Genomic DNA, 25,494 nt, shown 5'->3' on the forward strand with positions numbered 1-25,494 from the left:
GTTTACGCCCCAAACCAACCCATAAACAGTATCTTACACTTCAGACCTTCGAGGTCAGTCTTATCTAAAAAAACAAAAGCACCTCTTTACATTTTTACTAAAAAAAAATACCTTTTTATTACAAAACTTACATCAAAAAACTTAAAATGCAAAAATGAACATCGCTTTTCTCATATCAGTATATAAAGATCCCGCTCAGCTAAAAAGACTTATTAACGCACTACAAGGGGACGGTTCACATTTTTTCATTCATGTTGATAAAAAAGTAGATATAAGTTCTTTTTTACAAATTTGCCCCGAATTCCATGCTGACAACCAATCTTTAACGTACCTAGAAAAGAGATTCCCTGTATATTGGGGTGGTTTTAGTCAATTTAAGTTAATTGCAAGGAAATTCGCATCAAACAAATCAGAGAAATTAATCGAAAAATTGCAAAAACAGTGGTAAAGATTAAGTGAGAAAGAACTACCTTCAAAAAAAAACAAGGACAAAAGATGGAAAGACAATCAAATTTTGAATTATTGAGAATTATACTAATAATATTCGTAATAGCTTTACATTACAATTCTAGCATAGCATTTTCATTTATTAACGAAGCGTCCTTCATAAACAAAGCTTTTCTATACAGCATTGAATCCTTTTCATTATGCGCTGTTAATGCGTTCGTATGTTTATCAGGATTTTTCTTATCCGGCAAAAGTAAAATAAACATTAGCAAGATTATCCATTTATTCCTTATATTTTTTGCATTTAGAATATTTGTTTATATACCAACTTCTATAGTTCATCATAATTTTCAAATAAAAGAAGTAATACTATGTTTCTTTCCCAACAACTATTACGCCAATTTATATAGTGTAGTCTTCCTACTTTCTCCTTTTTTAAACCTAATCACAAACAATCTAACACAGAAAAAAAATAGGACATTTCTCATATTACTAATATTCCTATTTTCAATACTCCCAACTATTACAGATTACATATATCCAACACTTTTCAACAACAACCAGCCAACATCAATATCAGCAATTTCAAAATTTGGGAATGGACGAGGATTCACCCTAATAAACTTCATTTTACTTTATTACATAGGAAGTTATATAGCAAGAATGAAATACAAATCGATTAACAAGCCACTATTCATTTACCTTTTTTCATCCCTATCAATATTTTTATTAATGTTCATAAACCGTCCCGCTGTAATTTCATACTGCAACATATTTGTAATATTACAAGCAGCATCATTAATCATTCTTTTTTCTAATATTAATCTTCAAAGCAAAGCTGTCAATTTTATAGCCAAAAGTGTTTGGGGTATATACGTCATACACATTTCATTTATCGAAATCTATTGTAAATATTTCCGATTTAACATAAATGATAGTTTATCATCTCTATCAATACACTTTTCGACCTGCATAATTTCTGTTTTTATTTGTTCCCTGTTATGGGATAAAATATGTACAATCATTTTAAAGCCAATAGAACAACTCTTTAGCAAAATCAAATTATTCAACAGATTCATTAGCGTAAAAGAGTAATCAAGATGTTTAAAGCAACGTTCCATTTCAGCATAAACACAATCAAAAAAAAACACACTTATGTAAACAAGTATGTTTCGCCATCGGAGTAGAAAAATGAATTAAGCAAACATCCATCACTATAAATGACGTAATCAATAAAATAACAATCATTTTTCACCATTTCCTTAAAAACAGCCTTTTGGGTACTAGCAACACTTTTTTCATTTCTTTATCTACAAAATCAGAAAAACAAAGAAATATAACAAATAAAGGCACCAGAACAGCATACGAAACATATCCATACCAGCAATGCATAAAAGGTCTCAAAAAGCACCAACATACAGGGAATACAATCGACATATGTAGTAGGTAAACATTCATTGTTCGAGTTCCATACTGAGTGAACCAATATTTTTTATTTGGCATAATTGCAATTAAAGAAACAGACATCACCGTAGTCAAAGCATAATTAGTCCACCTCATTCCAAAAACAAGCAAATTAAATCCATGTGTTTCAGTAAAACCCGTGCCGTACGAAAAACCATAAAATTTCAACGAAATAAAAAAATAAGCAAGCAAACAAAAAAACATTAACACATAGCCCATTTTTCTATCTATACGTAAATTATTTTTTTCAAAAAGATTCCTAAAGTAAAAAACACATAAAAAGATACAACGCGACAGCTATCCAAAATATTATTTGAAATAAATTTAAAGCCACAAATAAATGTCATCGCCATGGCGATAAAAATCAATTTTTTTTCATCATATTTTTTCAAAAAAACAGGCGTAATGATGTTATATATAAACAAAGCCCATAAGTACCACATCGCGAATCCAGATTTTGGAGATATTCCATTTGGATACGCTCCCGAAAGTATTCCTACTAAATAATTTACAATTGAGAAGATAATGCAAGGATACAAAAAACGTTCTATTAAATAGCTGATAGATCTTTCTTTATAAAAGTAACCTGAAATCAGCGTAAACAAAGGCATTGTAAACGTCATTATAAAAATCCACAAGAACTGAATCCAATATTCCATTTGAAGCTGATACACGTTAACGCAATGGGTTATTACAACCATTACCATCAATACCACTTTCAGATTATCCCAAAGATAAATCCTTGACCCTTGTTCCATACTAATTATAACACACTCCATCCATCACAAATACTTGTCCTACAATTTTATTCGCTGCGTCCTGAAACAAATACTTTATTCCGACAAAACGACTGCTTGGGTTTACATAAGAAACATATAGTGTTAAAATCTATGATAAAAAATTTTTAAATTCAAGAACACAAATGCAATCTTTCCAGCACTTTTCTCGTGAAAACACATCTTCCCTTTTTATTCAAGAAGAAGGAATTAAAATACAATTCATCTTTTTGAAAAGTTTCTTCTTTGCTATAATCTAATAAGGGAATATCGCGTCCAACAGAACGAAGATATCCATATATATACGTTTCTTCAAATCTTGGGGTGTAGTATTGAGACAAATGCTTTGTTACAGGAGGAATCACATAAACAGGTTTATAAGTTCTTTCTATGCAAAAGTCTATCAATTCACGCATTAGTTTGATTCGGTATTCGCGACCTACCTGATTATCTTCTGTTAGAGGTGCCTCAAAATCGTCAATGGAAAATTGTTTTTTCCATCCGTCAATCCAACGTTTGGCATCAGCTTCTAATTGAGTGCCTGACATGGGATTTTTTTCCAAATTTTCTTTTGACTTTGAATTTGATGCAATGTGTTCTTTACCTAGCCAATGCTTGATAACGGATTTAATTGCAGGCTTGCCCATTAAAATAGGATATTGAGTATATAGGCGAGCCTTTTTTATTTCAACTGGTTGAATGGGGTCTTGTGCGTCAATCTTTAAATATTTCATGGCATCTCTAACGCCTGTCGTTTTGTTTAATCCTGTAAACGGCATTATTGTGATAAGAACAATTCCGCCTTTTTTCAGGATAGAATGATAGTTGCGCAGCAGATTAAAGTCTTCTAAAAGTGTTTGGGGTTGCTGAGCCCAATTCATGGCTTTGATGTTAAATCCAGAGTAATCAAAAGCCCATTTACCTCCGCTACTACCTAGATTGATTAAGTCAAAATTACGTTCTTCATGTTTACGATACCAGTTGTTGTCTGGGTATGTTTCGCCGTCGATTCCTACAAAGAACCCTTTATACCATTCCGTTGCGTAAATAGGTTTGCTGAGTATTTTTAATGGAATCAATGCAATATGTTTTAATTTACGAAAAATCTTTCTTATCATATTAAAATCCTGGGCAACTAGCCGATTCAAGATGATACTTGTAATCTTCATCCATGGAATTAATCAGCTCCATGTCGGTTTCGGTTAATTCAAAATCCCAAATGTTAAAATTTTCCGCAAGGCGTTCTGGCTTTGTAGACTTAAAACAAGGTATACTCTGGTGCTGGTAATGCCATCGCAAAATAATTTGGCCTACTGTTTTATTGAGCCTCTTTGCAATCCTATTTAAAATAGGAGATTCCTTTATTTTAGGAATCATGCGACATAAAGGAGAATATGCTTGTATTGCAATATTGTGTTTTTGGCAAAAATCAAGAATGTCTTGGGCAACACGCATGGGATGATGCTCAAATTGTACGCAATGCGGAACGATTTCTATTCCTGCCTCAAACAGCTTGTTGAAGTGACGGACGTGATAATTTGCCATTCCAATCGCATGAACTTTTCCAGTTTTATAAACTTTTTCCATCTTATGGTAAGTGTCGATAAAAAAATTTGGGTAAGGCCAATGCATCATCCAGCAATCCACATAATCCGTTTGCAAGTTTTTCAGGGATATTTCAAGTTGTTCCTCTATATTTCCAAGACGTTGTTGGCTATTGCCAATTTTCGTTGTGATAAAAATTTCACTACGATCAATATTTTGTTCTGCAAGACATTCTTTTAAAACACGACCCACAATATGCTCGTTATGGTAATCACGTGCAGTATCAAAGGCTCTAAAGCCAATTTTTAGGCCCGCAGTTACAACCTTTTTCATAGTTGGGTAATCCATCCAATTGGTGGACATGATAATTGGTGGATATTCAATACCATTATGAAATTTTATGTTATGCATTTCTTTTCCAAAGCCTTTCAACAAGTTTTTCTTTCATCATTATTCGAGCATTTTTTGATAAGCCAAGATAATACACACATAAACCGGTTGAAAAAACACTGAATATTGTAGTGAAACAAAGTCTAAGCCAACCTTCCTCCATATTTTTTATAATAACATATGGGAAAACCGTCGCAAGTAACGAAATCGCTATAGAATGAACATGGACATTAAGAAAATATTTCCACATGTTAAATTGAATGTTCTTGTATAAAGCTCTCGTTTCCAAATATGTACACACTATTCCATTAAAAGCTTGGACAACAAAACAAGTCCAAACAGGAAAACTCATTTTGTACAACAAATATGTCATAGGTAAAAAAGTCAATGCAGAGTAAACTCCGCTTGTCAAATTCAATGTTTTTATGTTACCTGTTGCGTGTACGCCATTTATTAGTGGGCGCACCAATATTCTAAATAATGTTATTGCTATAATACATCTCAAAAAAAGTACTGTATATTCAGGAACTTCAACCAACCAGATTGATAGAATAAATTTAGCTTCTAAAAAAACAGGAAGAGATAGCATAAACAATAAATAATATGCAAATTTTCCAGATTCAAAAATCAACTGAAAAAAACGTTTATAATCTTCTTGGGCATAAGCTTTTACTATTTGAGGATTTACCGCTGCTAAAAAATTACCACTGAAAGTCGTTAACGCATTTTCAACCTGATACGCTACAGTTCTTGCCGCATTTAAAGTCACACCAAAGAACATATTGACAAGAATGTTGACGCCTTGACCATTTCCTCTCGCACAAAACTGTCCTACAAAATCCCACATTGAGTACGAAAGCATACTCTTGTAAATAGATTTATCTCTACATATTCCAAGATGACTTTCTGGAAATCGCTTATAACAATAAAAACGATAAAAAATTTGCAAACCAATCCCCCACGCAGCAACAATTATTCCAAAAGCAATCAAATTATCTTTAAATGGAACATAGAGTAATACAAAAAGCAAAGCAAGCTTAAACACGACTTCAAATATACCGATATAAGCATAGATTTTCATTTTTTCATGCGCTACAATTAACGCATTATATGGGACCTGCGTCAAGCCAAACATGCACGAAATAATAGACAAGTGAAAAATTACATTTGCAGCAAATTCACGTCCTTCGGGGATTTGCATCCGATTATTTAAAAACCATAATCCTATTGTTTCTAGCAGGATAAATAAAGCGACAGCCATTGCAACATGCATCGCAAATGCTGCGCTAAAGGTCTTTTTTAACTTTTCGTCATCACCTTTGCCTAATTCAAATGTTAGAAAGCGACTTGTTCCAACAGCAAGCGTATTATTGATAATGGAAAACATCGTCACAATGCTACCAATAGCACCATAAAGTCCATAATCGTCAACACCAAGAGCCTGTAAAATTATCCGTGACGAGAATATCGAAATCGCCATTGTTAATAGCGATCTAGAATATAGGAATATCGTATTCTTGGCTATTCTCTTATTTGCACTTTCTTCAGCCATTCGGTTCTACGGTCTCCAATAAATATTTTCTGCAACAACCTTAGCAGGGTTTCCTGCGACAATTGAATGTGCAGGAACATTGCTTGTCACAACACTATTCGCTGAAATCACAGCACCATCACCGATTGTCACGCCCTTCATAATTTGAGAGCCAGAACAAATCCAAACATAATTGCCAATAATAACAGGTGCCTTGTCCTTGTATCCGACCTGAATAATCTTGTGCCCACCGTTATTATCACGAATCCAGACATCACGACCAATGCGGGTGTGGTCTCCTATCCAAATTTTTTCGGAACAGACAATTTTTAAACCCATATTGGTCGCACCAGGTCCAAACCTCAAAAGTGCATTTTTGAAAATTTGTATATCGCTTGTTGTCTTGATGAAGTTTTTACCATCGATTTGGAGCGTTCCGCCATCTTCAATCAGAAGAGCCGTTTCTTCTTTTGTCTTGAAGTTCCGTTTCTCGCCGAATGTAAACGCGCCTTTGTTCACTACAATCTTTGCCGAACCGCGTAAATCAATGGCACAATGGCTCTTGACTGTGAAAATATCGCCATTTAAAATATTCGCCTTGACATGCTTATTAAGGAAACAATAATGCAAAGTTCTTAATACATCAAACGGCTTTTTCTTGTTGTGATATAAAAATCTAAGTAAGTTTTTAATTTTAGACTTGAAAGTCACCTTGTGCGTATGCCCTGGAAAATACTTGTTTGCAACTTCATCAAAGGGCATTGTATCCATATCTTTGAACAGAGCATTTCGGTCTATTGGAGGATACTTGACCGGCTCAAGAAGAGCAGAACGATTACCTGGCAAAATATCATTTACAGTAAACTCGCGACAAACGAGTTTACTTCTTATCTTTTCAAAAAACGCTTCTCCTTTTGGAGTATTGAGCATCACCATCGATGTACCAAGATTCTGCTCCAAGTCGGGAGCCACCTTCTCAACGCCCCAAAAATCGCCAAGTGTGATGTCTGAATTACGCGGAATTTCCTTAAATTTACAATCATAGCAAGATGGGCGTTCAAACATGTTCCAATGATAGCCGCGACGGTAATGGTCATCGTGGCCTTCACCGTAATATTCCTTGCCATTGTCAAAAACCACTTTACGCGCTAGACTATGCCAACCATGTTCTTTGTTCTTTGCCTTGACATAGACAACCTTGCCGCCATATTGCTTTTCAAGCATATCCATGTATTTACGGTATGCCTTAGGTGAATTCGTCGCGCGACAAAGGAAATCAACAACAATCAGATTTTCATAATCTTTTCCGAGATAGCTGCGCAAAGCACCCATTTGGCAAGGCGAACCACAAGCCAAAACCTTTTCACCAGCAACAAGGAGTCTTTTGATTTCTTTATAAAGGCCGATTGCGGAACTTTGAACATATTTGCTGCTGCGTAAACGTGCCAAATCGCTTTTGTCATTTGATATAAAGTTGCATACAGTCAAGTCTTCGTTTTGGACAGCGCCACTTACATATCCGCCATCTTTGTACATTGCGTTGGCTAGTGCCGAAAAAATTCCACCGGAAGTGCTATCGAAGCGGATTGCAATGTTTTTATGGAATCCACCAACAACTTTGGGCGGATTCAGTTTTTCTGCGGATTTAACTTTGTCCATATTCTGGAGCGGGCAAACATTGTTGCACATGCCGCAGTTTACGCACTTTTCCAAATCGACTTTCGGATACCAGAATCCTTCTTCATCTTGTAGGAATGAAATTGCCCCCTTGGGGCAAATATCACCACAAGCATTGCAACCGCAGCATTGTTCTTTATTGGTTATCTGAATCATTTAAGCAACCCGCGTTGAACTTTTCCGCTAGATGTTTTGGGGATTTCGTCAACCCACTCATAAACGGTCGGAATCTTATAACCTTCCAGTTTTCCCAACAGAGCAGAAGCTATTACTTCAAACGTTGGGCGCACTACATTCGGTTTAGCCACAAGACATGCTTTCACGACCTCGCCAAGAACTTCACCCGGATCAGGTACAGCAATGCAGGCAGATTCAGCAATTTCGGGAATCAAGGCTAGCTGCTCTTCAACCTCAATAGGGCTTACTTTTTTCCCACCTACGTTGATGAGTTCCTTTTTGCGACTTTTCAGAAATATGTAACCATCAGAGTTTTTGGTTCCCCAGTCACCGGTTCTAAAGTAATCTCCGAAGAAAACATCGCTGTTTGGATGGTTGAGATAGCCCAGCGTTACATGCTCACCGTTAACGCAAATCTCACCTTCTTCTCCTAATGGCAGCATATTGCCTGATTCGTCAAAGACTTGAATATCCGTGTTTGGAGAGGCCTTGCCAACACTGTTTAAAGCATTTGCATCTTCGTGAAATTCCATAAATGCGGAACGAGAAGCCTCGGTAAGACCATAGTGCATGGTTACGCGGGTGTTTGGTAAAAGCGAAGCTAGTTCTTTTTTGTCACTTTCGGAAAAATAGGCACTGCCCATTTCTATGTACTTGAGTTGGGACGCATAATTGCCTAGCTGGTTGCCACTCATCTTTTGCAGGAATTTCCAGCTTGAAGGTACCATCGTAAAACCTGTTACGCCATCTTCTTCAAAGCTTTTGTAAATACGTTTGACGTTCACAAAACTTCCGAGCAAAATCAATGTTTGCCCATTGGACAAACAACAACGAACGCGTCCGAGTCCAAAGGAATGACTGATGGGAAGTGCTAGCAACTCAACATCATCGGTTTTATTGCGAATGAAATCATTGATATTTCGAGCTGCTGCCGCTTCGTTTTTAAACGTCAGGGGAACTCCTTTGGGTGTTCCCGTTGTACCTGTCGTAAAAAGAATGTCAGCCACAGAGTCCATATCGGGGAAAGCAACCTCCGATTGAAGTCCGCTTTCTTGGAAGGAAAAATCCTTGAGAGATTTATTTACCCAAGGTCCTCGAATTTTATCAAAACCGATGACAACAAAAGGATTTAGTGTTTGGGCAATAAAATCAAAGCGGGTCGGATTTGTTTCTGGGTCAATGGGGGCTACTTTAAGTCCTGCCAAATGTGCTCCGAAATAAGCGTATGCAAATTCAACCTGTTTTCCTGCAGCCAAGATAACGCATGAGCCATTTTGATAATTTGGCATGCCCTCAAAATATTTTTTTGCATCGAGGCAATGATTTACCAATTCACCATACGATACTGTTGTTTTACCGCTTTTTAAAGCGATTTTTTGAGGATTTTGCTTGGCAAACTCAAATATGGACTGCTCAACCGAAATCATTTTGAGGCGAGTTTTTGGGTGAGGGTGACAAGATCGGAAATATCTTCTAAATCCATGATGTCGGACTGACTGAACTTAATGGAAAACTCTTTTTCAAGGTTTGCAATGATATTCAAGTGATTCATTGAAGTCCATTCTGGCATATCACCAATGCCACAATCGAGTTCTATAGAGGACGGTTCAACTTCAAGAACTTTAGCAATGACGTTAATAATCTGTTCTTCCATAATGATACTACCCAAATAGGCTTTAGACTAAAACCAGCAACAAAAAAAATAACAAAATAAAAATAGAATTTTAACGTTTAAGATATTTTTTATCAATGGTTACTTTATTTTACCAAAAAAAGTTTAATTTTTCGTACAGCGCACGCAAAAAAGACATCCAACAACAGAACCAAAGCTACTATTATCGATGTTGATGAGTACGATTTATCAAAAGCCAAGTTATCCATAACTAGATAAATTGGAATATACTGGATAATGAACATTTCTAGAGATATTTGACTGAAGAAACTTACAATGGTACTCATACGAGCACCCCCCCCCCCTCCCTATATGGCAAAATAAACATCAACATAAACATGATTGATGAATATAAATAGGGATCAAGCCCATGTCCTAAGGGCAAATTCATAATGCACAATAGAATACCAACACCAGCAAAAGCGTGCCATCTGACATATTTTTCTTTTATCGAGCTATTAGCCAATGCAAATACCATTCCAACAATAAATGCAGGGCATTTATCATACCTCCAGTGAGCAAATCCAACATAAGGAGCTATAACACAATAGGCAATCACTAAAGCCGATAAAAAAAATACCTTTATAATTGTACTTGATTTCACATATTTGAATACTATGAAAAAGAAAACATAAAATAGAGCCAATATGTAGATAAACCAGGATGTCGGTATGAACGCAAGAAGTCCCACAGATTTCAATAGCTCAATTTGGTCAATTCCTTCAATGAATCTATAAATCACAAATAAAATGAAAGTAATCAAATATGGTATAAATAGCTTTGGAATAGAACGCTTCAGAAAGCCATTAATATAGTCAGATTTCTTGATGTACGATATAACAAGTCCATAACCAGACATGGCAAAAAAAAGATACATCACCCAAATTCCAATCCAACTAAATATACCTATACCAGGAAGATGATATTTTTCTAAATGATGAATGATAATAAGGAAAGGGAATGCAGCTTTTAATATATTAGTCTTTTGCTTGTCATAGTCGTATAAAGGATGGTTCAAAAAAGCATTTACAGAATCAAGCATTAAGGGCTCCTTTTAACCAATTCAATGATTTTTGCCGTTCGTTTGCTAAAGTCGCATTAATTTCGCTCCAATCAAAGGATTCTTGATCTTTGGAAATTCCAAGCAACTCAAAAAGTGATTCAAAGCGAGCGTTCCCACGGAATTCGTTAAGGAATAGTTTTACAGGCTTGTTAAATATCAATGAAAAAACAAAACCATGGTAGGAGTCGGTTACAATAAACTTGGCATCATTAAAATTGCGAAGCCATTGCTCTATTGATATTTCGTGCAAACCGGTGATAAAAGACTTCATATTTCGCGAATTTGCTTCTCGCTCAATAAAGTCCATTTTTTCTTGCGTAGAATCCAATATGTAGCAGAACATTTCTCCATCCATAGGAGTTGTATCTGCATTTTTTATCACATCCAGATAGTCTTCTTTTTTTAAGAGTAATGTGGAATCAACAAGCCATTCAGCCTTTGGGCTTGTCCAACCATAACTATCCAACACATTCAAAGCAGACTTTTCGCGAACAGATACCGCAGAAAATTGATTATAGTATTTCCTTAGTGATTCTGCTTCTGCTTTATCCAATTCGAGGTCACTATTGCCCAAAGAAGCTGCATAGGCAATTTTTTTTTCAGTTGAAGGTAAATAATCCCATAGGAACATTTTTAAAGGAAACGGCTGTACAATTTGTTTTCTCCAAACCTGATCGGATCCTACAATGTAGGCATCAAAGAAATTGTATTGTTTTAGGACATTACAGTCATTTACTGGTTCTGTATGTTTTATGTATCTGTCATAGAAGGGCTTAATTCGCTTGTAGTTAGAGATGTTTTGTTTTTGAGCATACAATTCAGCAAAAACACGCACCTTCTTCCGAAACACAAAACGCAGAATTAATCTTTTAATAGTAAATTTAATAAAATCCGTTTTCGAAAGACTAAAATTACGCATCGTCAATAAATGCGTTACCTCATGCCCCATATTTTTTAATACCTTAACAAGAGCAAATCTTTGCAGATTGCCGCCATAGTTGTCATCTATAGGCAAATTTAGCAGAGCTATTTTCATTTCAAGCCTAATACCTTATCATAAATTTCAAGTCTATTTTTTCTCAAAGCTTCCATTGAATATTTTTCTTTGACTATAGTATTAGCTTTTTGCGCAAAATTTTCACGTAAGGATTTGTCTTTCAATTTTAAAATAGATTCAACAAATGCTTCAGGAGTATTGCTCAAAAAACAATCCTTACCACTTTCAAACGGTAGCCCTTCTGCGCCAACAGTTGTACTAACAAAAGGAATTCCTAAGCTTGATGCTTCTAGAATTTTCATTCGAATTCCACTACCCACAGTAATAGGAACGATCATTATCGTATTGTTCAGGGCATCAGCAAGATTAGGAACAAAACCTAGAAATTCAACATTCTTATATTTCTGTAAAATTTCATTCCTTTTGTCCTCTGACCAATCGCCAATAATTCTTAAAGTATAAGAAGGATCCTTTTCTAACAAATCATTCCAACAATTTTCAAGAAACCACTTAATACCTATATAATTGGGGGAATGTGTTGACGGTCCCACAAATGACAAAATGTTGCTGCTTTTATAAGAATTTCTTATATTATTTTCTGTATTTACTACAGCGACAGAAGAATAAATAGGAACCTCAACTCCTTCTTGCTCTAGTTTCTTTTTATCAATATCTGATAGTGTAATTATTGCATCACATTTATTTAGTAGACCAATCTCTTGTATTTTTGACATTTCTGCAACAGCATGCCGATAAGGAGTAACACCAAGTGTTTGAAGCTTTAATTCATCAACAACAAATTTAATTTCATGATGTACAAAAATTTTTTTCACATTTGCAGGCAATGCAAGAACAAAAGGCAAACACGAACACATTTCCATTTGCACAACATCAATATTGTATTTCTTTATACAAGCATTTATAAATTGGATGTATTGATTTTTCGACGAGTCCAAAGAAAAAACATTTACTATGCTAGAATATGCATAATCAACACCTTCATATTTTAAGCGAATTTGTTTAATGATTCTATATATCTTTCTTTTCAGAAAAACATACAACCTTTTCCCAAAACTAATTTTTTGAGGAATGAGGAAAATATGATCTAAACCAGCTTCTTTTGCTTTTTTTTCAAAAAAAGTTTTATTACGAAAGGGTTCTTGATATATGTAAAAAGCTTCAACATCTTTTTTTACAGACATCAAGCCGTTGTACATCGCCTGATCACCTCCTGAAAAAAGAGGGAATGGAAAAGACGGTAATATAAACAAAACTTTTTTCATAATTTTCAAGCCCTAGTATTTTTCCCAAAAACCTTTCCAGCCTCTTCTATGTATGCCCTCCCAAAGCGAGAATCTGGCTCCATATAATTTCCCTCCCCCCACTCATTCCATGCTTTAACGAAAATCATTTTATCATTATCACAAGCATTTGATTCAACTAGTTTTTTTGTTTTGCAACACAATTCACCCCATAGTATAGGATTATTTTTATCAAGAATAAGACCTCGACCATTACTTCTCGGCGAATGATCAAACATAGGGCATATACAAGGCGTTACACCAGACATTTCCTTAAATCTTTTTAATGCAAAATGAACATAACTCGAATATGTTATCAAATACTGAGGTTTATGCATTAATTGATTAATTTTCTGTTTTAACCATTTAAATGAAAACCTTTTCCCCTCTTCAAAAGAATCTTTCAAGGCGTCTAAAACAACCCGATCATAGCACATTGGTTTTACAAAATCTAAAGTTTTCTTCGCAAACGTATACGCAAAAAATTCAAATCCGTTCAAACCATTTTCTTCAGCAAGAGAATTCCATATTTTTTTAAAATTTTTAAAATCTTTAAAATATTTTGGAGCGAATATTCCAAACACGAGTTTACCCTCTGAATTTCGAATATAACGTGAATCCTTAAAAGCTGGCAATAATTCTTTAAAGTGAGCTATATAATCTTCATCCCCCGGATACGTTTGCTCAACAAGAATTTTATCCGGAGCATCCGCAACCCATGTTTTTTTATACCAACTATGATTAGCCCAACAAAGACAGAATGGAAAATCTGGCTTGCCACTTTCAACAACTTCACGGAAAACACGATCAAGAAGTCTCTTGCCATTACCAAACCAATAATGCCAATAGCAAAAGCCGTACAATCCTGCTTCACGAGCTAATTCAGCCTGACGCTCTCGTGTTTCAGGAACCCGCAAATCATAAAAAGATAATTCCCGAGGAATTCGTGGTTGGTAATGCCCTTTGAAGAGTGGCTTTGCTCGCGCAACATTAGTCCATTCAGTAAAACCAGGTTCCCACCATTCATCATTTTCTGGAGTAGGATAAAATTGAGGTAGATAAAAAGCTATAACTTTTGAATTTGACATACTTAGACCCTATATATCTTTTTGATTATAAAAATGTTAACAGAAAAAAAAATCATTTTACCTTCCAATACCTATATAGCCAAGCCATAAAAACAGTAACAATTAAAGACACCATCATAAATAGCAACGGATTTTCCACTGTAAACATTTTTTTTACTCAGCAAAATCATAGGTATTCTTTGATAAATGTATAACGGAAACAAATTAATTCCTAACCAGCATAAAATACTGTTAGAAATTTTGATTTTCATCGTTATTTGAACAACAATAAAAGCAAATAATACTGATAAAATATTGTACTTTAGCGATATACAATCTGATTTGAAAGGAAATAACACACAGAAAAATAGAACGAAAGTAAATAAAATACTCCAATAGTGTTTTTTCCATAAGCAAACAATCATTTGCTTATTCCTCGAAAATAAAATTCCTGCGGGATAAGATAATATAGTGTTATACCAGCATTCAGCCTTTCCTGAAAATTTTAGAATTGCAGCAACAACAATGATTAAAAATAATCCCCAAAAATATTTTTCTTTCCTTATAAACAAATATGTTATTGTATAACAAATTAGAATTACAAAAATATACCAGTTGCTATTTCCAACACTAACCCATCCAATAAAACTCAATAAGACTTGAGTAGAATTTATGGGGATATCTAATAACAAATCAACTATAATGAAACAAAGAACTGCTATATCAAAATTTAACAGAGTTGGCAAAATACGATTTCTTGGCATTTTTGCTATGTAAACATCACCCTTGTTTTTGATAGCTTCCATAACTCCATAACCAGAATAAAAAAGAAACAAAACTACAATAAGCTGACCTAGCTCCCAATTTATGGAAAGAACTGTTGAATCACCGAATGAATTAAATTTATAACCACTTTTTACAACATACTGCAATGAATGTCGTAAAAAAACTAAAAGAATAAACAAACCCTTTATAGAATTTGTCTGCTCTCTTTCAAGAAAATCATCAAAATATCTGTTATTTGCTATTTTGATCTTGTACAAGCATAAAGCAGCAATCAGTAAAAGAAAGACAATCATTTACCTATCTCCAAAGAAAAAGTTTTTTATTCTTTCACAAGAATTTCCATCAAGATACCTTATAAAAAGCTCTTGCAAAAATTTTCTTTTTGGGGCATAAGGGTCTTTTCCTTCGTTTAAATCAGAAATTGCAGAACACAATTCGCTTAAAGTGTATGTTATATGTCCAGCACAGATACTTTCTATCGGTTCTATAAAGAATCCCCGTGTTGCACGGTACTCCTCAATATCATAGAAATAATAAATTATAGGACGATTTGTGTACAAGAAATCATAAACTGTTGTTGTATAATCTGTAATGATGGCATCGGATACTGCAAGCAAAGGATTGAGACTCGTTTTCACCTTTTTTACTAAATCACTATAATAAAGAATATGCTTTGATTCATCTTTTGAGATAACCTGAGACTTAGCTTGTTGTACAGGATGAACCTTCGCTATGATAAGAGTATTTGTGTCTTCCAATTTTTTTTCTAAACTAGCCAATTCATCTTTGCCCACATGTCCCCAAATTGAACGCATTTTCGTTTTAGAAGCATCATAAAGAGCTCTTCCTGGACATTCATAATCTCGATGAGTTGGTACATACGTTATAATTTTTTCAACATTAAAACCGACAATTTCCTTTATTTGTTTTCGTAATTTTGAATTATCTTTAAAAAAGATATCATTACGAGGAAATCCGAGAGATATAAAACGAGGGTAATAATGGCAATTATCTAATGCGATAAATTTTGAACAAATATCAGAAATAGAAAGATGATAATCAAAAAGTCTATACGTTTCCTTCTGTTCTGCAATCATCGTTTTGAAACCACCAAAGTTTATCCATCGATAAAACTCACCTTTAATAAGCCCCCCAAAATAATTAAGACAAATAATTCTTTGCGACTTCACCCTATACTGAATTCGAATGTAATCGTTATCTGTGAAGATAGTATAACTGTTATATACTGCATTCCGAACAGAAGATTCGTCATCAATAAAAACAAAATTGACTTTTCTATTAGAATTCTGTTGGATGTACGTCAAATACGACTGTAATCGCTCTCGGTGATAATAAACAACAAACAGCTCATAATCCTTAAATTTTTCATCATTCAATATACTATTGAATAAACAAAGAACATTTGACGATTCTCCGTTTAAAATGTCATATCCATCGTACCTACAATTTCCATGAGGATAAAACATAATTGATTTCTTATTTTTCGTCTTTAATTGATTACACATTAAAAAGAGAGCGTTGCTGCTAACACGAAACAGCTTTCTCATAATTCGAATAAACATTCTCAACCTCTCACTTTAATTTCTACTAATTCAACAAGTTCCAACACAAAAATCCCTTAAGAACGACACCTTTTCAGCATACAACCGAATAAGGTAAATGAGCCATCTTCTTTCTTCGTCAAATGAGTTTTCAAATAAGATATCGCATATTTTATTTTACAATATAAACCATTCTGCCAGATTGATGGTTGCAAATACATTCTAAAAACATAGGAGTAATAATTTGTTGTAGGAAAACTGGTCAAGCCAATAATTTTATACCCCTGTTTTAAATGATATTTTACAGAGCTTTTTGCGCCAACAGCTGTTGTGCATTCCATATATTTACAACCTGAATTTTGAGCCACACATACCATCTCTCGCTGTAATTTAGAGCCAATTCCACAACGTTTAACTTTGGGTGAAATTGACAAATCTTGAATAAAAGCATATTTATCTTGATTTTGGTTTTCTTCCTTTATAGAAACAACGCCAAACCCAAGAAATGAATCATCTTCCAAATTTATTGCAACAAATATTGCAGAATGTTCAGTGCATTTTTTAAATTCATCAACAGTCATAGACGAGCATTTGAAATTTAGCCCTTGTTGCAAACGCTCCTCAAAAGCATCATGCATTAAGTTTACAATTTGATCGTAAGTAATATCGGTTTCTTCACGTTTTTTTACAACGACGTTCATCTATATTAAACCTTTTTTTTTAAGATCAACAAAAGCATCAATAAGTTTATCATAATCAGATTTTGTAAGGCATCCTATATGTCCCACGCGGAAAACAGAATCCTTCATGTCACCGCCGTTCGGACAAATCCACATGCCGTATTCATCTTTGATTTTTAGGAAGATATCGTAAGCGGATGCTGTCGTCGGGTGGAGCGGGGTGACAGCATTCGAAAGCGACTCGGAGTAAATTTCAAACGGCAAGCCCTTGATTTTTTTGCGGAAATATTCAGCCAAACCAGCAGTCCGCTTAATTTCAGCATTGACGCCCCCATTCGCATCAATTTCTTTCAAACGCACATTGATTTGACGCAAGATGCTGACTGCGGGAGTCCAAGGAGTCTGTCCGCGTTCCGCATTTTTCAAAGCGATTTTCAAATCAAGATACTGGCAGCAGCATTTAGTACTTTCTATACGGTTCAAAGCCTTTGGCGACAGAGCCATCACCGAGATGCCCGGCGGGCAGGCTAGAGCCTTCTGGGAACCCGTAATCATCACGTCGGCACCGAGAGCGGTCATATCAAACGGATCTGCCAAAAAAGTACTGATGCAATCAACAATCTGGAACAGATTGTTCCTCTTGCAGAAGTCGCTAATAAGCTGCATATCGTAGTGAACACCGGTGGAAGTTTCGTGCTTGTTCACAATAAAAGTTGTATACCCCTTGCCTTCGTAAACGGCAAGATGTTCTGCCTTGAGAGCCTTGCCCGGCTGGAGCTTGATTTCATCGAAAGGAATTCCGTGAAGCTCGCAAAGTTCCACAAAACGGTGACCGAAACTGCCCCCGTTCACCACGATAGCCTTGTCCTTCGGAGTGAGCGTGTTCATGATAGCGGTTTCCATTCCAGCAGATCCCGAACCTGTAATGAACACAACTCGAGAATCCTCGGTCGCATTTGCAAATTTTTTTATCAAGCGTTCGTTCTCAAACATCAACTCCGAAAATTCAGCTGTACGGAAATACGGAACCTGCTCCGCACCAATAGCGCGGACAGCATCGCTAGATTGCACCGGACCTACGGTAAAGTTAATCATATACGCATCTCCAATCAAATTTTAAAGTAATTTTTGCATTCCCTAAATTGTTGCATGATTTCTGCCATGCAGATACTTTCACGACGGCGTAGCCTTGCCGACGAGAATCGCTTGTTGACTATGCAACTCATAAATTCTTGAATCTCGTAGCGCAGTCCGTAACCGTCCCACTTATAAAAGAATTTTTTGTTTTCATTCTGGTCTTCGTAGCGCAGCTCAAAATAATCAGTCTTCCACCAAGGCGAGGGAACATAGGCATAGCCTTTCGTTCCCGAAATAACCAGGTCACCTTCAGTTTTCACATCCAGACCGACTTTAAAAGAGCTAACAGCGTCAGGATATTTAATAAGTCCCTTCGTATAAACGTCAACGCCATTTTCAATCCGGGGGAAAAATTCAATCTTTTCGTAATTGACGCCCAAAAGCTTTAAAATAGGCAGCAATGGGTACGAACCCTGTTCGAACATGGCTCCGCCAGCTTGTTCCGAGTCAAATTCGCGGCCTGACTTATCGAGCAGCTGCGAAAGAGAAGCCTCCACATCAACAACTTTGCCGATGACGCCGGACTTTATCATGACCATTAGATGATTGAACGCTGGGCAATGGGCAGTCTTGTTGGCCTCCATCAAGACATCGCCTTGAGTTTCGGCCAATTTATAAAGTTCCTTCGCTTCACTTCCATCAAGAACCATCGGCGTTTCACAAAGCACATGCTTTTTGGCAAGTAGCGATTCTTTGATGCAGCGGTAATGAGCCAGATGCGGAGTCGCCACATAAACAGCATCGACAGCGTCGTAGAAGTCGCTTAGTGAGTCAAACATCTTTATTGAGTTTCCATTTTCATCAATTATGGATGAAGCAGCCTTCGCATCAATATCATAGGCAGCACACACATCCACGCCACTCACAACAGACGCTTCTGACGGGAATCTTCTTGCAACGCGACCACAGCCCAAAATTCCAACTTTGACGGTTTCTTGGGAGTTATCTCGCAGCATCGTAGAGCTTATTCCCTCCGTTCGCGGGAGGTACACCACCTTGCAGAACTCATTCAGGTAATCAAATTTTCCTTCCCAGTCACTGCCAATTGCAAAAATATCAACATTATATTTTTGAATGTCATCAATTTTTTGTCCGACATAATCTTCAATAATAACTTTATCCGCAAAACCAGTTGCTTTGACAGCATCCACTCGTTCTAGCACATTATTGCGAACATTCAACTTACCACGATCTCGGTCAAAATTATCGTTAGTAACTCCGACAATCAAGTAATCGCCCAACGCTTTTGCTCGTTTAAGCAAATTGATGTGTCCTTGATGCAAAAGGTCGTATGTACCGTATGTGATAACACGAGTCATAGAATTGTCCACTCAATTAAAATCCGTTTGTATTTTCTTTTTCAACAAATGTTCCATAAAACAACAGAACCAATGTCAACAGAATAGAACTTTTGATTTTATAGGCCCAATAGATAAATTTTCCAAACTTACCGATGCAATACACCTTGTTATTCAAAACCGTGTTTGAATAATTAGAATCGTTGAGCATTTGTTTAGATATCTGCACTTTTTTTCTAAAATTCAACCCGTTCTTTCGCGCAATGTTTCTCACAGCAATCATGTGAAGATAGTCCAGTCGAGAAAGCTCCAGATACTTTTTATACTGGTCATATAAGCCCTTGTCTATAAGCATTTTCTCTTGAGTTTCATAAAGAAATTCTGCAATATCATATAATTCCAACCGCGGCTTTTTGCTTGACGAATTTTTCACTAATCGACAATGGTAAAAAGGTTTATCAACCGTAGCTAATATACTTGTGCTTAACAAAACCGACGAAACAATAAATCGATCTTCCATCGTTCTTACGCATTTTGTGCAATAACGATTCATATTATCAACAAGAAGATCTCTTTTAAACAATTTGTCCCAGCGTGCTTGAGATATGCAGTTACTCAAACTTGGGAACACCATGCGATATATTTCCTCCATATCTTTGCCAGCATACAAGGGTTTTAGCTTTATACTCGAAGTATTTTCGGAAAACCTGTCAAAAATCGTCCTACCGCACATTACAACATCTGCTTCATACTGTTGCTGAGCCGCCAGCATTTCCTGATACATTTCAGGTTCAATAAAATCGTCGCTATCGACAAATCCAATAAATTCGCCAGTGCTTTCCTTAACCCCTAAAATCCAGGCAGACATTTGCCCACCATTTTCTTTAGTAAAAACTTTTACCCTTTGATCCGCTGTTTGATATTTTCTACAAATCGTTAAAGAAGAATCCGTCGAACCGTCATCCACAAGAATCAATTCAAAATCTTTATAGGTTTGTTTTAAAATAGAATCGATACATTCCGACAGATATCTTTCTGCATTATAAAGAGGAACAATTATACTAATCATCCAGCAGCCCTCTTTTTCTTCAAATTCAAAAGATGATTCGCGAATAAAAACAAAAAATACATTTTAAAACGAATCATTAACTTATACGCATAAGCCATTTTCCCATCTTGATGACGAATTAAGGCAGAGGATGTTTTATACGCCTTATCAGCAGTCAGTCGTTTTAGCTGAGATATTTTTTGTCTTAGGCTTAATGTTGAATTCGCCACATAGATGGACCAAAGTACACCATAAAAATTACGAAGACCACAAATTTCCCATTCTAATTTTTTTTCAAGATTAAAATCTTTTATACATTGCAAAAGATTAGACAATAAGATTTCATAAGCATTCAAAATATTTTCCCTAAAAACCTTGCTAACACTCTTTTCTCTATTAATGTAATAATATAGGGGTTTGTCTACATAGCAAAAACGTTCACATTTCAGCAAACATGGAACGAACATATTGACATCGTCAGCACTAAAAATTCTATCGTCTGTATATTTTAAACAACTTTGAAGCAATTCCTTCTTAATAAGCTTATTACATCTAGACGGTGAGATATAATCTTTCCCAAGAAGAGGTAAAGTATTTTTTTTTATTATCGCCAATTTTTCACTAGTATAAAAACCTTCTTTTATAGGATTTCGATGAAGAATTTTTGAAGTTCCATTTTCATTAACATAATAATGATTGCAAAGAACTATTTCTGCATCATATTTAAAAGCAGCATTCACCAGTTCTTCGTACATCGTAGGAGCAATACAATCATCGCTATCAACAAAACCGATATAATTTCCATTCGCTTTTTCTAGTCCCAACTTACACGCAGAGGTTGGTCCACCATTCTGCTTATGAAATACTCTAAAACGCGACTTGCCCTTACAATACTCTTCTACAATTTTTTCACTACCATCGTTTGATCCATCGTCTACTACAATAACCTCATAATCTTTGTAAGTTTGGTTGTTAATGCTGTCTAAGCAATTAACAACATAATTTTTTACATTATAAACAGGGACAATTATCGAAATCATAGACTTTACTCCTTCAAATCAGGCATCATGCGTTCAAACATTTCTTTCAAGTTGTACTTCGCGTTCCAACCCAGCGAATTCATTTTAGCAGAACTCAGCTTAAGCTTTGTTTGTGGCGCATATCCAAATTCATTCCCTTCCGGAATATCAAAGACAACCTTCGACTTTCCATCCGAAAAATTTTCCGCTACCATGCTTGCCATATCGTAAATAGACCGTGAAGTTTCTTCATTGACTATCGTATACGCGTCGCCGTTTTTCCCGGCTTTCAGCAGCAAAAAGATAGCCCGAATCACATCCGTTGTATAGCAATAATTGCCGCAAGAGAGACCATTCGTATGTAATACAATATCTTCCCCCTTTATCGCCGATTTTGCAAATTGTGCAAAGACTCGATTCTCCGTACTTGGCACACCCGCTCCAAAAGTCTGTGCCAAGCGCGCCACCTTCACAGGCAAGCCGTATTCATGTGCATAAGAGGCAGCCAAGCATTCGACTAAACGTTTTCCTTCGGAGTAGCAACTGCGAACATTCTGCAAATCAATATATCCAAGGTCGTTTTCGCCGACTCTTTTTTCTTCAAATACCTGACCAAAAACTTCCATAGAAGAAAGATAAACTATACCTTTTGCATTAGATTTTCGAGCAAATTCAAATACATTCTTTGAACCGGTATATATGCTATCAATAACTTCTACGGGATTTGTCATAAAAAATTTAGAAGTCGTTGAATTCGCCGTATGTATAACAAAATCACATTTGACAGTTTCAGGAATCGATTTTTCAATATCCTGATATAAGAAACTCACATTCGGAACAAGTCCGTTTGCATCAAGTTCTTCTTGAAAAACAGAATTGACTTTTTCAGGATTTCTCGCAAGCCCTATGCAAAAAATCTTTTCATCATTTTCTTTATTGTATTCAACGATACCTTTTATTATTATCGAACCAATTAGCCCAGTAGCACCAGTAACCATTATGGTTGAACCGGAAAACTGTTTTTCCTTTAAATAAGCCGATATGACACACAAATCTTCCTGAAACGCAACAGATTTCATATTATTCCTCATATACCAATGTTCATCTCCATGTTACAACAATATCATGTACACCTTGTTTCTCTGGAGGAGGCGGTGTCATATAATCATCGCCATATAATACCCTTAACCATTCATCATAGCCTTTAGGGCCATAAAATTTTTTGTCTTCAAAATCCATCAAAATTCTCTCATCAAAGCAATTCCGATGGCAAATGCGATTAAATTCTCCATTAACAAGAGTATTCGCAAACTCGCAAGATTCTAAAGGATGTCTCTTAGCATACCATTTGATAAATTTTTGCTGTAACCTGTACGGCTTATTTTTATCTTTTACAAATACTCCGGCAATAGTCGCAATCCACTTTTTCAAGCCCTTTTTCTTTTCTTTCCAATACGGAATCGAGTGCTTATTAAACCAAAGCAGCAAGCCCAAAAGTTCCGTTATCTTACAAACCATTTTAGTTTTGAAAGAAAGATCTTTTAGCCCATCCTTAGGGAAAACGTCTATGTATATATAGTTTTCTTCAGGCCAGGAATCTGGATACTCAATAAGTTTTGTTCTCGTATCACTCAGCTTACTAAAACAAAAAAGAGAATTTTCAGGGCGCTCCAGAATGATATGATCGTTAAGTTTGTATTGACGCTCACGAAGAATCTCTACCATGCGATCATAATCTGGACGCATCAAGCAAATATCCATATCATTATCCCACGGGATAAAACCTTTATGGCGAACAGCGCCGAGCAATGTACCCGCATCTAAATAATACTTAAGTCCATTTTCTTCGCAAAAAGAGGCAAACGCTTGGAGAATTTCCAGCATAATCTGTTTATGTTCTGCAAGAGTTATTGGTGTACCAGACTTCATATAGCGATTACCTCATTTTTTTGTGATGATTTGAACTATACTTTCCCTACTATTAATTTGTAGAAGAATTCCCCACATTAGCCACAATATATAACATCTCGAACCAGGGCCAAACGGAGCTTGCTCTTCAAACAAACTTATAAAAAACATCGAAAAGGCAAGTATGAAGAAGCATAAATCTTCTTTTTTACCTTTTTTTAAATTAGTGCAAGCCCATATTACAGGCAATAAAGCCATCGCAATTAATGGCCAAGCCAACAATCCGTAATTAGCTAAAGCTGATACATAAAAACAATCCACAGTGCTCATCCTCCCCAAACCAAATAAAGGAGAATTCCTAAACAGCTTTAATCCCATTGAAACTTCCACATCTCTTCCCGAAGACAAATCTGAAATATCAGAAGCATCTCTGCCTGCATAAACAATTTGATTTAGAAACGTATCAAAAGAATCGGGATTTGCAAAGAAATACACAGTTACCGCAAAAAGGCCTAATATGACAGTAATTCGAAGTTTTTGAGTCATCCTGTTTGAATATATCGAAAGTGTTCCCAAAAGAAAAATTACTCCTAAAAAAGATGACCTACACCTTAAATACAGAATATCAGTAAGCAAAAAAAGAATCGACACAATTTTAAATACTCTTTTTAATCTATTATCGGGTTCATACAAAATAGAACCAATAATCAAAGAACTCACAAGCATAACAGCTATTTCATTTTTCCCAAAAACATAGCCATAAACACTTGAACTTAAATCGCTACCTCTAAGATAAAAGGCAAACAAAAGAATTGCCATTATGGACGTGGTAATATAATACGAAACACAAATTCGTTTCAAGTCTACCGTTTTAAAATTCAGTCCATACCTTATTGCTACAATCAAAATGATTGTTGATATTGTTACAACCGGAAAGAAATGATTATAGAAAGCATTAACGTCATTTACAACACTTGTTATTACGGTATTTAAAGTAACTATAAAATATAAAAGCAGATGAGCATGAAAGAACGAACTACTGGCAAAACAAACACCTCGGAAAAGAAGTGTTATTGCTAAAAAAATCCAAATAGCAATTGCAAAAATTCTACCCATGCCACTGCTAACTAAAGCTGGGTAATAAGATACATTGGAAAGAACACAAGCTATACAAAGAAAAAGGGTTTCTTTACTAAGCACTTCTTTTCTCATTTATTTTCTCCAGCAAATCTTTCAACGTTATTCCAAACGGGCCATCATAAGGAGTTTCTCCGCATCTATCAACAAGGCGTCCTTGAATATCATAATCTGGATGACACATTATTTCTACTAAACCAGATTTACCCTCTATCTTCGTCTCAAAGAAATCGTCAAAGCTACCAAAAAAATCAGAATATGAGTTAGTTTTTCCGATGAGAAATTTATTAAAAAAACATTTTGCAACATTTTTTTTTACCGACATCGTTCCAATATTTCTTGAAATACGAATTTTCTTGATTCCATACGCATCCATAACCTTTTTGAAAATCGGATAAATAAACGGAGCCGTATGAATGTGGTGATGAGAATCCACATGATGAATATTTAAACCAGTTTTAACAAAACGGTTAAGTTGAGTTTTCAACTCTTCATACACACATTTTTTTTGCTTACTACTTAATGGTCTATAACGGTTAACATGCATATGAAAAGCTCCATTTGAACCGCAGAAAAATGGATCTTTTCTTATCTCAGAAGTAAGGGGGTACCCCTCCGTCAAATCAAAATGGATTCCAACAAAATCTTTTAATCCGCTCTCTTTTACTAATTTAACAGCATCGTCAAAAAAAGCACCCGTACTCATCATCGTTGTAGTCGTGATGTATTTTTTTTCATAAGCTTCAAGAATGGCCAAAGAGCAAGATTTATCCCATCCAAAATCATCGGCATTAACAACAATATCGAGCATA

24 protein-coding genes are annotated in these 25,494 nt (G+C 35.6%); 2 read left to right on the forward strand and 22 right to left on the reverse strand.

Annotation, left to right across the window (positions count from 1 at the left end; translation table 11 throughout):
- The first annotated feature begins 154 nt into the window (after window positions 1–154).
- Together B7990_RS11815 and B7990_RS15260 are read left to right on the forward strand one after the other, a co-directional pair.
- Window positions 155–448: a hypothetical protein gene (locus B7990_RS11815; RefSeq protein ID WP_088641133.1), complete on the forward strand. Its 294-nt coding sequence runs from the start codon at window positions 155–157 to the stop codon at window positions 446–448.
- Window positions 449–495: 47 nt separating this feature from the next.
- A complete protein-coding gene (locus tag B7990_RS15260; RefSeq protein ID WP_088641134.1) occupies window positions 496–1,542 on the forward strand; it encodes an acyltransferase family protein in 1,047 nt (348 codons plus the stop codon).
- A 596-nt stretch (window positions 1,543–2,138) separates the two neighbouring features.
- On the opposite strand, the gene B7990_RS11830 is transcribed toward B7990_RS15260, so the two are convergent.
- From B7990_RS11830 to B7990_RS11940, 22 genes are all read right to left on the reverse strand, one after another.
- A complete protein-coding gene (locus tag B7990_RS11830) occupies window positions 2,139–2,690 on the reverse strand; it encodes an acyltransferase family protein (protein ID WP_088641136.1) in 552 nt (183 codons plus the stop codon).
- 131 nt (window positions 2,691–2,821) lie between these two features.
- Entirely contained in the window at window positions 2,822–3,805 is a 984-nt protein-coding gene (locus tag B7990_RS11835) for a hypothetical protein (protein WP_141099273.1), read from the reverse strand.
- Window position 3,806: 1 nt separating this feature from the next.
- Window positions 3,807–4,643, reverse strand: a complete 837-nt coding sequence (locus B7990_RS11840; RefSeq protein WP_088641138.1) for an aldo/keto reductase — start codon at window positions 4,641–4,643, stop codon at window positions 3,807–3,809.
- Window positions 4,636–6,174 carry a lipopolysaccharide biosynthesis protein gene (locus tag B7990_RS11845; protein WP_088641139.1) on the reverse strand — a complete coding sequence of 513 codons (1,539 nt, stop codon included), beginning with the start codon at window positions 6,172–6,174 and terminating at the stop codon, window positions 4,636–4,638. The genes B7990_RS11840 and B7990_RS11845 overlap by 8 nt, the downstream gene beginning before the upstream one ends.
- 6 nt (window positions 6,175–6,180) lie before the next feature.
- Window positions 6,181–7,986: a Coenzyme F420 hydrogenase/dehydrogenase, beta subunit C-terminal domain gene (locus B7990_RS11850; RefSeq protein ID WP_088641140.1), complete on the reverse strand. Its 1,806-nt coding sequence runs from the start codon at window positions 7,984–7,986 to the stop codon at window positions 6,181–6,183.
- The gene (locus B7990_RS11855) at window positions 7,983–9,434 is read right to left on the reverse strand and encodes a class I adenylate-forming enzyme family protein (RefSeq protein WP_088641141.1); all 1,452 of its coding nucleotides are present in this window, start codon (window positions 9,432–9,434) and stop codon (window positions 7,983–7,985) included. Before B7990_RS11855 ends, B7990_RS11850 begins: the two co-directional genes overlap by 4 nt.
- The gene (locus B7990_RS11860) at window positions 9,431–9,661 is read right to left on the reverse strand and encodes an acyl carrier protein (protein WP_088631029.1); all 231 of its coding nucleotides are present in this window, start codon (window positions 9,659–9,661) and stop codon (window positions 9,431–9,433) included. The genes B7990_RS11855 and B7990_RS11860 overlap by 4 nt, the downstream gene beginning before the upstream one ends.
- A 301-nt stretch (window positions 9,662–9,962) precedes the next feature.
- Window positions 9,963–10,721 (reverse strand): acyltransferase family protein, encoded by a 759-nt coding sequence (locus tag B7990_RS11870; protein WP_088641143.1) that lies wholly within the window; start codon window positions 10,719–10,721, stop codon window positions 9,963–9,965.
- Window positions 10,714–11,778: a polysaccharide pyruvyl transferase family protein gene (locus tag B7990_RS11875; protein WP_088641144.1), complete on the reverse strand. Its 1,065-nt coding sequence runs from the start codon at window positions 11,776–11,778 to the stop codon at window positions 10,714–10,716. The genes B7990_RS11870 and B7990_RS11875 overlap by 8 nt, the downstream gene beginning before the upstream one ends.
- A complete protein-coding gene (locus tag B7990_RS11880) occupies window positions 11,775–13,022 on the reverse strand; it encodes a glycosyltransferase family 4 protein (RefSeq protein ID WP_217897548.1) in 1,248 nt (415 codons plus the stop codon). The genes B7990_RS11875 and B7990_RS11880 overlap by 4 nt, the downstream gene beginning before the upstream one ends.
- Before the next feature lie 5 nt (window positions 13,023–13,027).
- Window positions 13,028–14,128, reverse strand: coding sequence for a glycoside hydrolase family 99-like domain-containing protein (locus B7990_RS11885; protein ID WP_088641145.1), 1,101 nt, complete (start codon window positions 14,126–14,128; stop codon window positions 13,028–13,030).
- Between the two features lie 71 nt (window positions 14,129–14,199).
- Entirely contained in the window at window positions 14,200–15,186 is a 987-nt protein-coding gene (locus tag B7990_RS11890; RefSeq protein ID WP_088641146.1) for an acyltransferase family protein, read from the reverse strand.
- Window positions 15,187–16,476: a CDP-glycerol glycerophosphotransferase family protein gene (locus tag B7990_RS11895; protein ID WP_088641147.1), complete on the reverse strand. Its 1,290-nt coding sequence runs from the start codon at window positions 16,474–16,476 to the stop codon at window positions 15,187–15,189.
- 56 nt (window positions 16,477–16,532) lie between these two features.
- Complete coding sequence (locus B7990_RS11900; RefSeq protein WP_088641148.1) at window positions 16,533–17,156, reverse strand: GNAT family N-acetyltransferase; 624 nt, start codon at window positions 17,154–17,156, stop codon at window positions 16,533–16,535.
- A complete protein-coding gene (locus B7990_RS11905) occupies window positions 17,157–18,230 on the reverse strand; it encodes an alanine--glyoxylate aminotransferase family protein (protein ID WP_088641149.1) in 1,074 nt (357 codons plus the stop codon).
- A gap of 14 nt (window positions 18,231–18,244) precedes the next feature.
- Entirely contained in the window at window positions 18,245–19,591 is a 1,347-nt protein-coding gene (locus tag B7990_RS11910) for a Gfo/Idh/MocA family oxidoreductase (protein WP_088641150.1), read from the reverse strand.
- Window positions 19,592–19,607: 16 nt separating this feature from the next.
- On the reverse strand, window positions 19,608–20,639 hold the full coding sequence (locus B7990_RS11915) for a glycosyltransferase family 2 protein (protein WP_088641151.1): 1,032 nt from the start codon (window positions 20,637–20,639) through the stop codon (window positions 19,608–19,610).
- Window positions 20,636–21,658 (reverse strand): glycosyltransferase family 2 protein, encoded by a 1,023-nt coding sequence (locus B7990_RS11920; protein WP_088641152.1) that lies wholly within the window; start codon window positions 21,656–21,658, stop codon window positions 20,636–20,638. The genes B7990_RS11915 and B7990_RS11920 overlap by 4 nt, the downstream gene beginning before the upstream one ends.
- A gap of 5 nt (window positions 21,659–21,663) precedes the next feature.
- A complete protein-coding gene (locus B7990_RS11925) occupies window positions 21,664–22,716 on the reverse strand; it encodes an NAD(P)-dependent oxidoreductase (protein ID WP_176407312.1) in 1,053 nt (350 codons plus the stop codon).
- Window positions 22,717–22,738: 22 nt separating this feature from the next.
- Window positions 22,739–23,566 (reverse strand): phosphorylcholine transferase LicD, encoded by an 828-nt coding sequence (locus B7990_RS11930; RefSeq protein ID WP_088641154.1) that lies wholly within the window; start codon window positions 23,564–23,566, stop codon window positions 22,739–22,741.
- A gap of 12 nt (window positions 23,567–23,578) precedes the next feature.
- Complete coding sequence (locus B7990_RS11935; protein WP_088641155.1) at window positions 23,579–24,757, reverse strand: hypothetical protein; 1,179 nt, start codon at window positions 24,755–24,757, stop codon at window positions 23,579–23,581.
- The gene (locus tag B7990_RS11940; RefSeq protein ID WP_088641156.1) at window positions 24,738–25,493 is read right to left on the reverse strand and encodes a ChbG/HpnK family deacetylase; all 756 of its coding nucleotides are present in this window, start codon (window positions 25,491–25,493) and stop codon (window positions 24,738–24,740) included. The genes B7990_RS11935 and B7990_RS11940 overlap by 20 nt, the downstream gene beginning before the upstream one ends.
- Window position 25,494 lies beyond the last annotated feature (1 nt).

The organism is Fibrobacter sp. UWB4, from assembly GCF_002210345.1.
In the GTDB taxonomy this organism is placed as follows: Bacteria; Fibrobacterota; Fibrobacteria; order Fibrobacterales; family Fibrobacteraceae; genus Fibrobacter.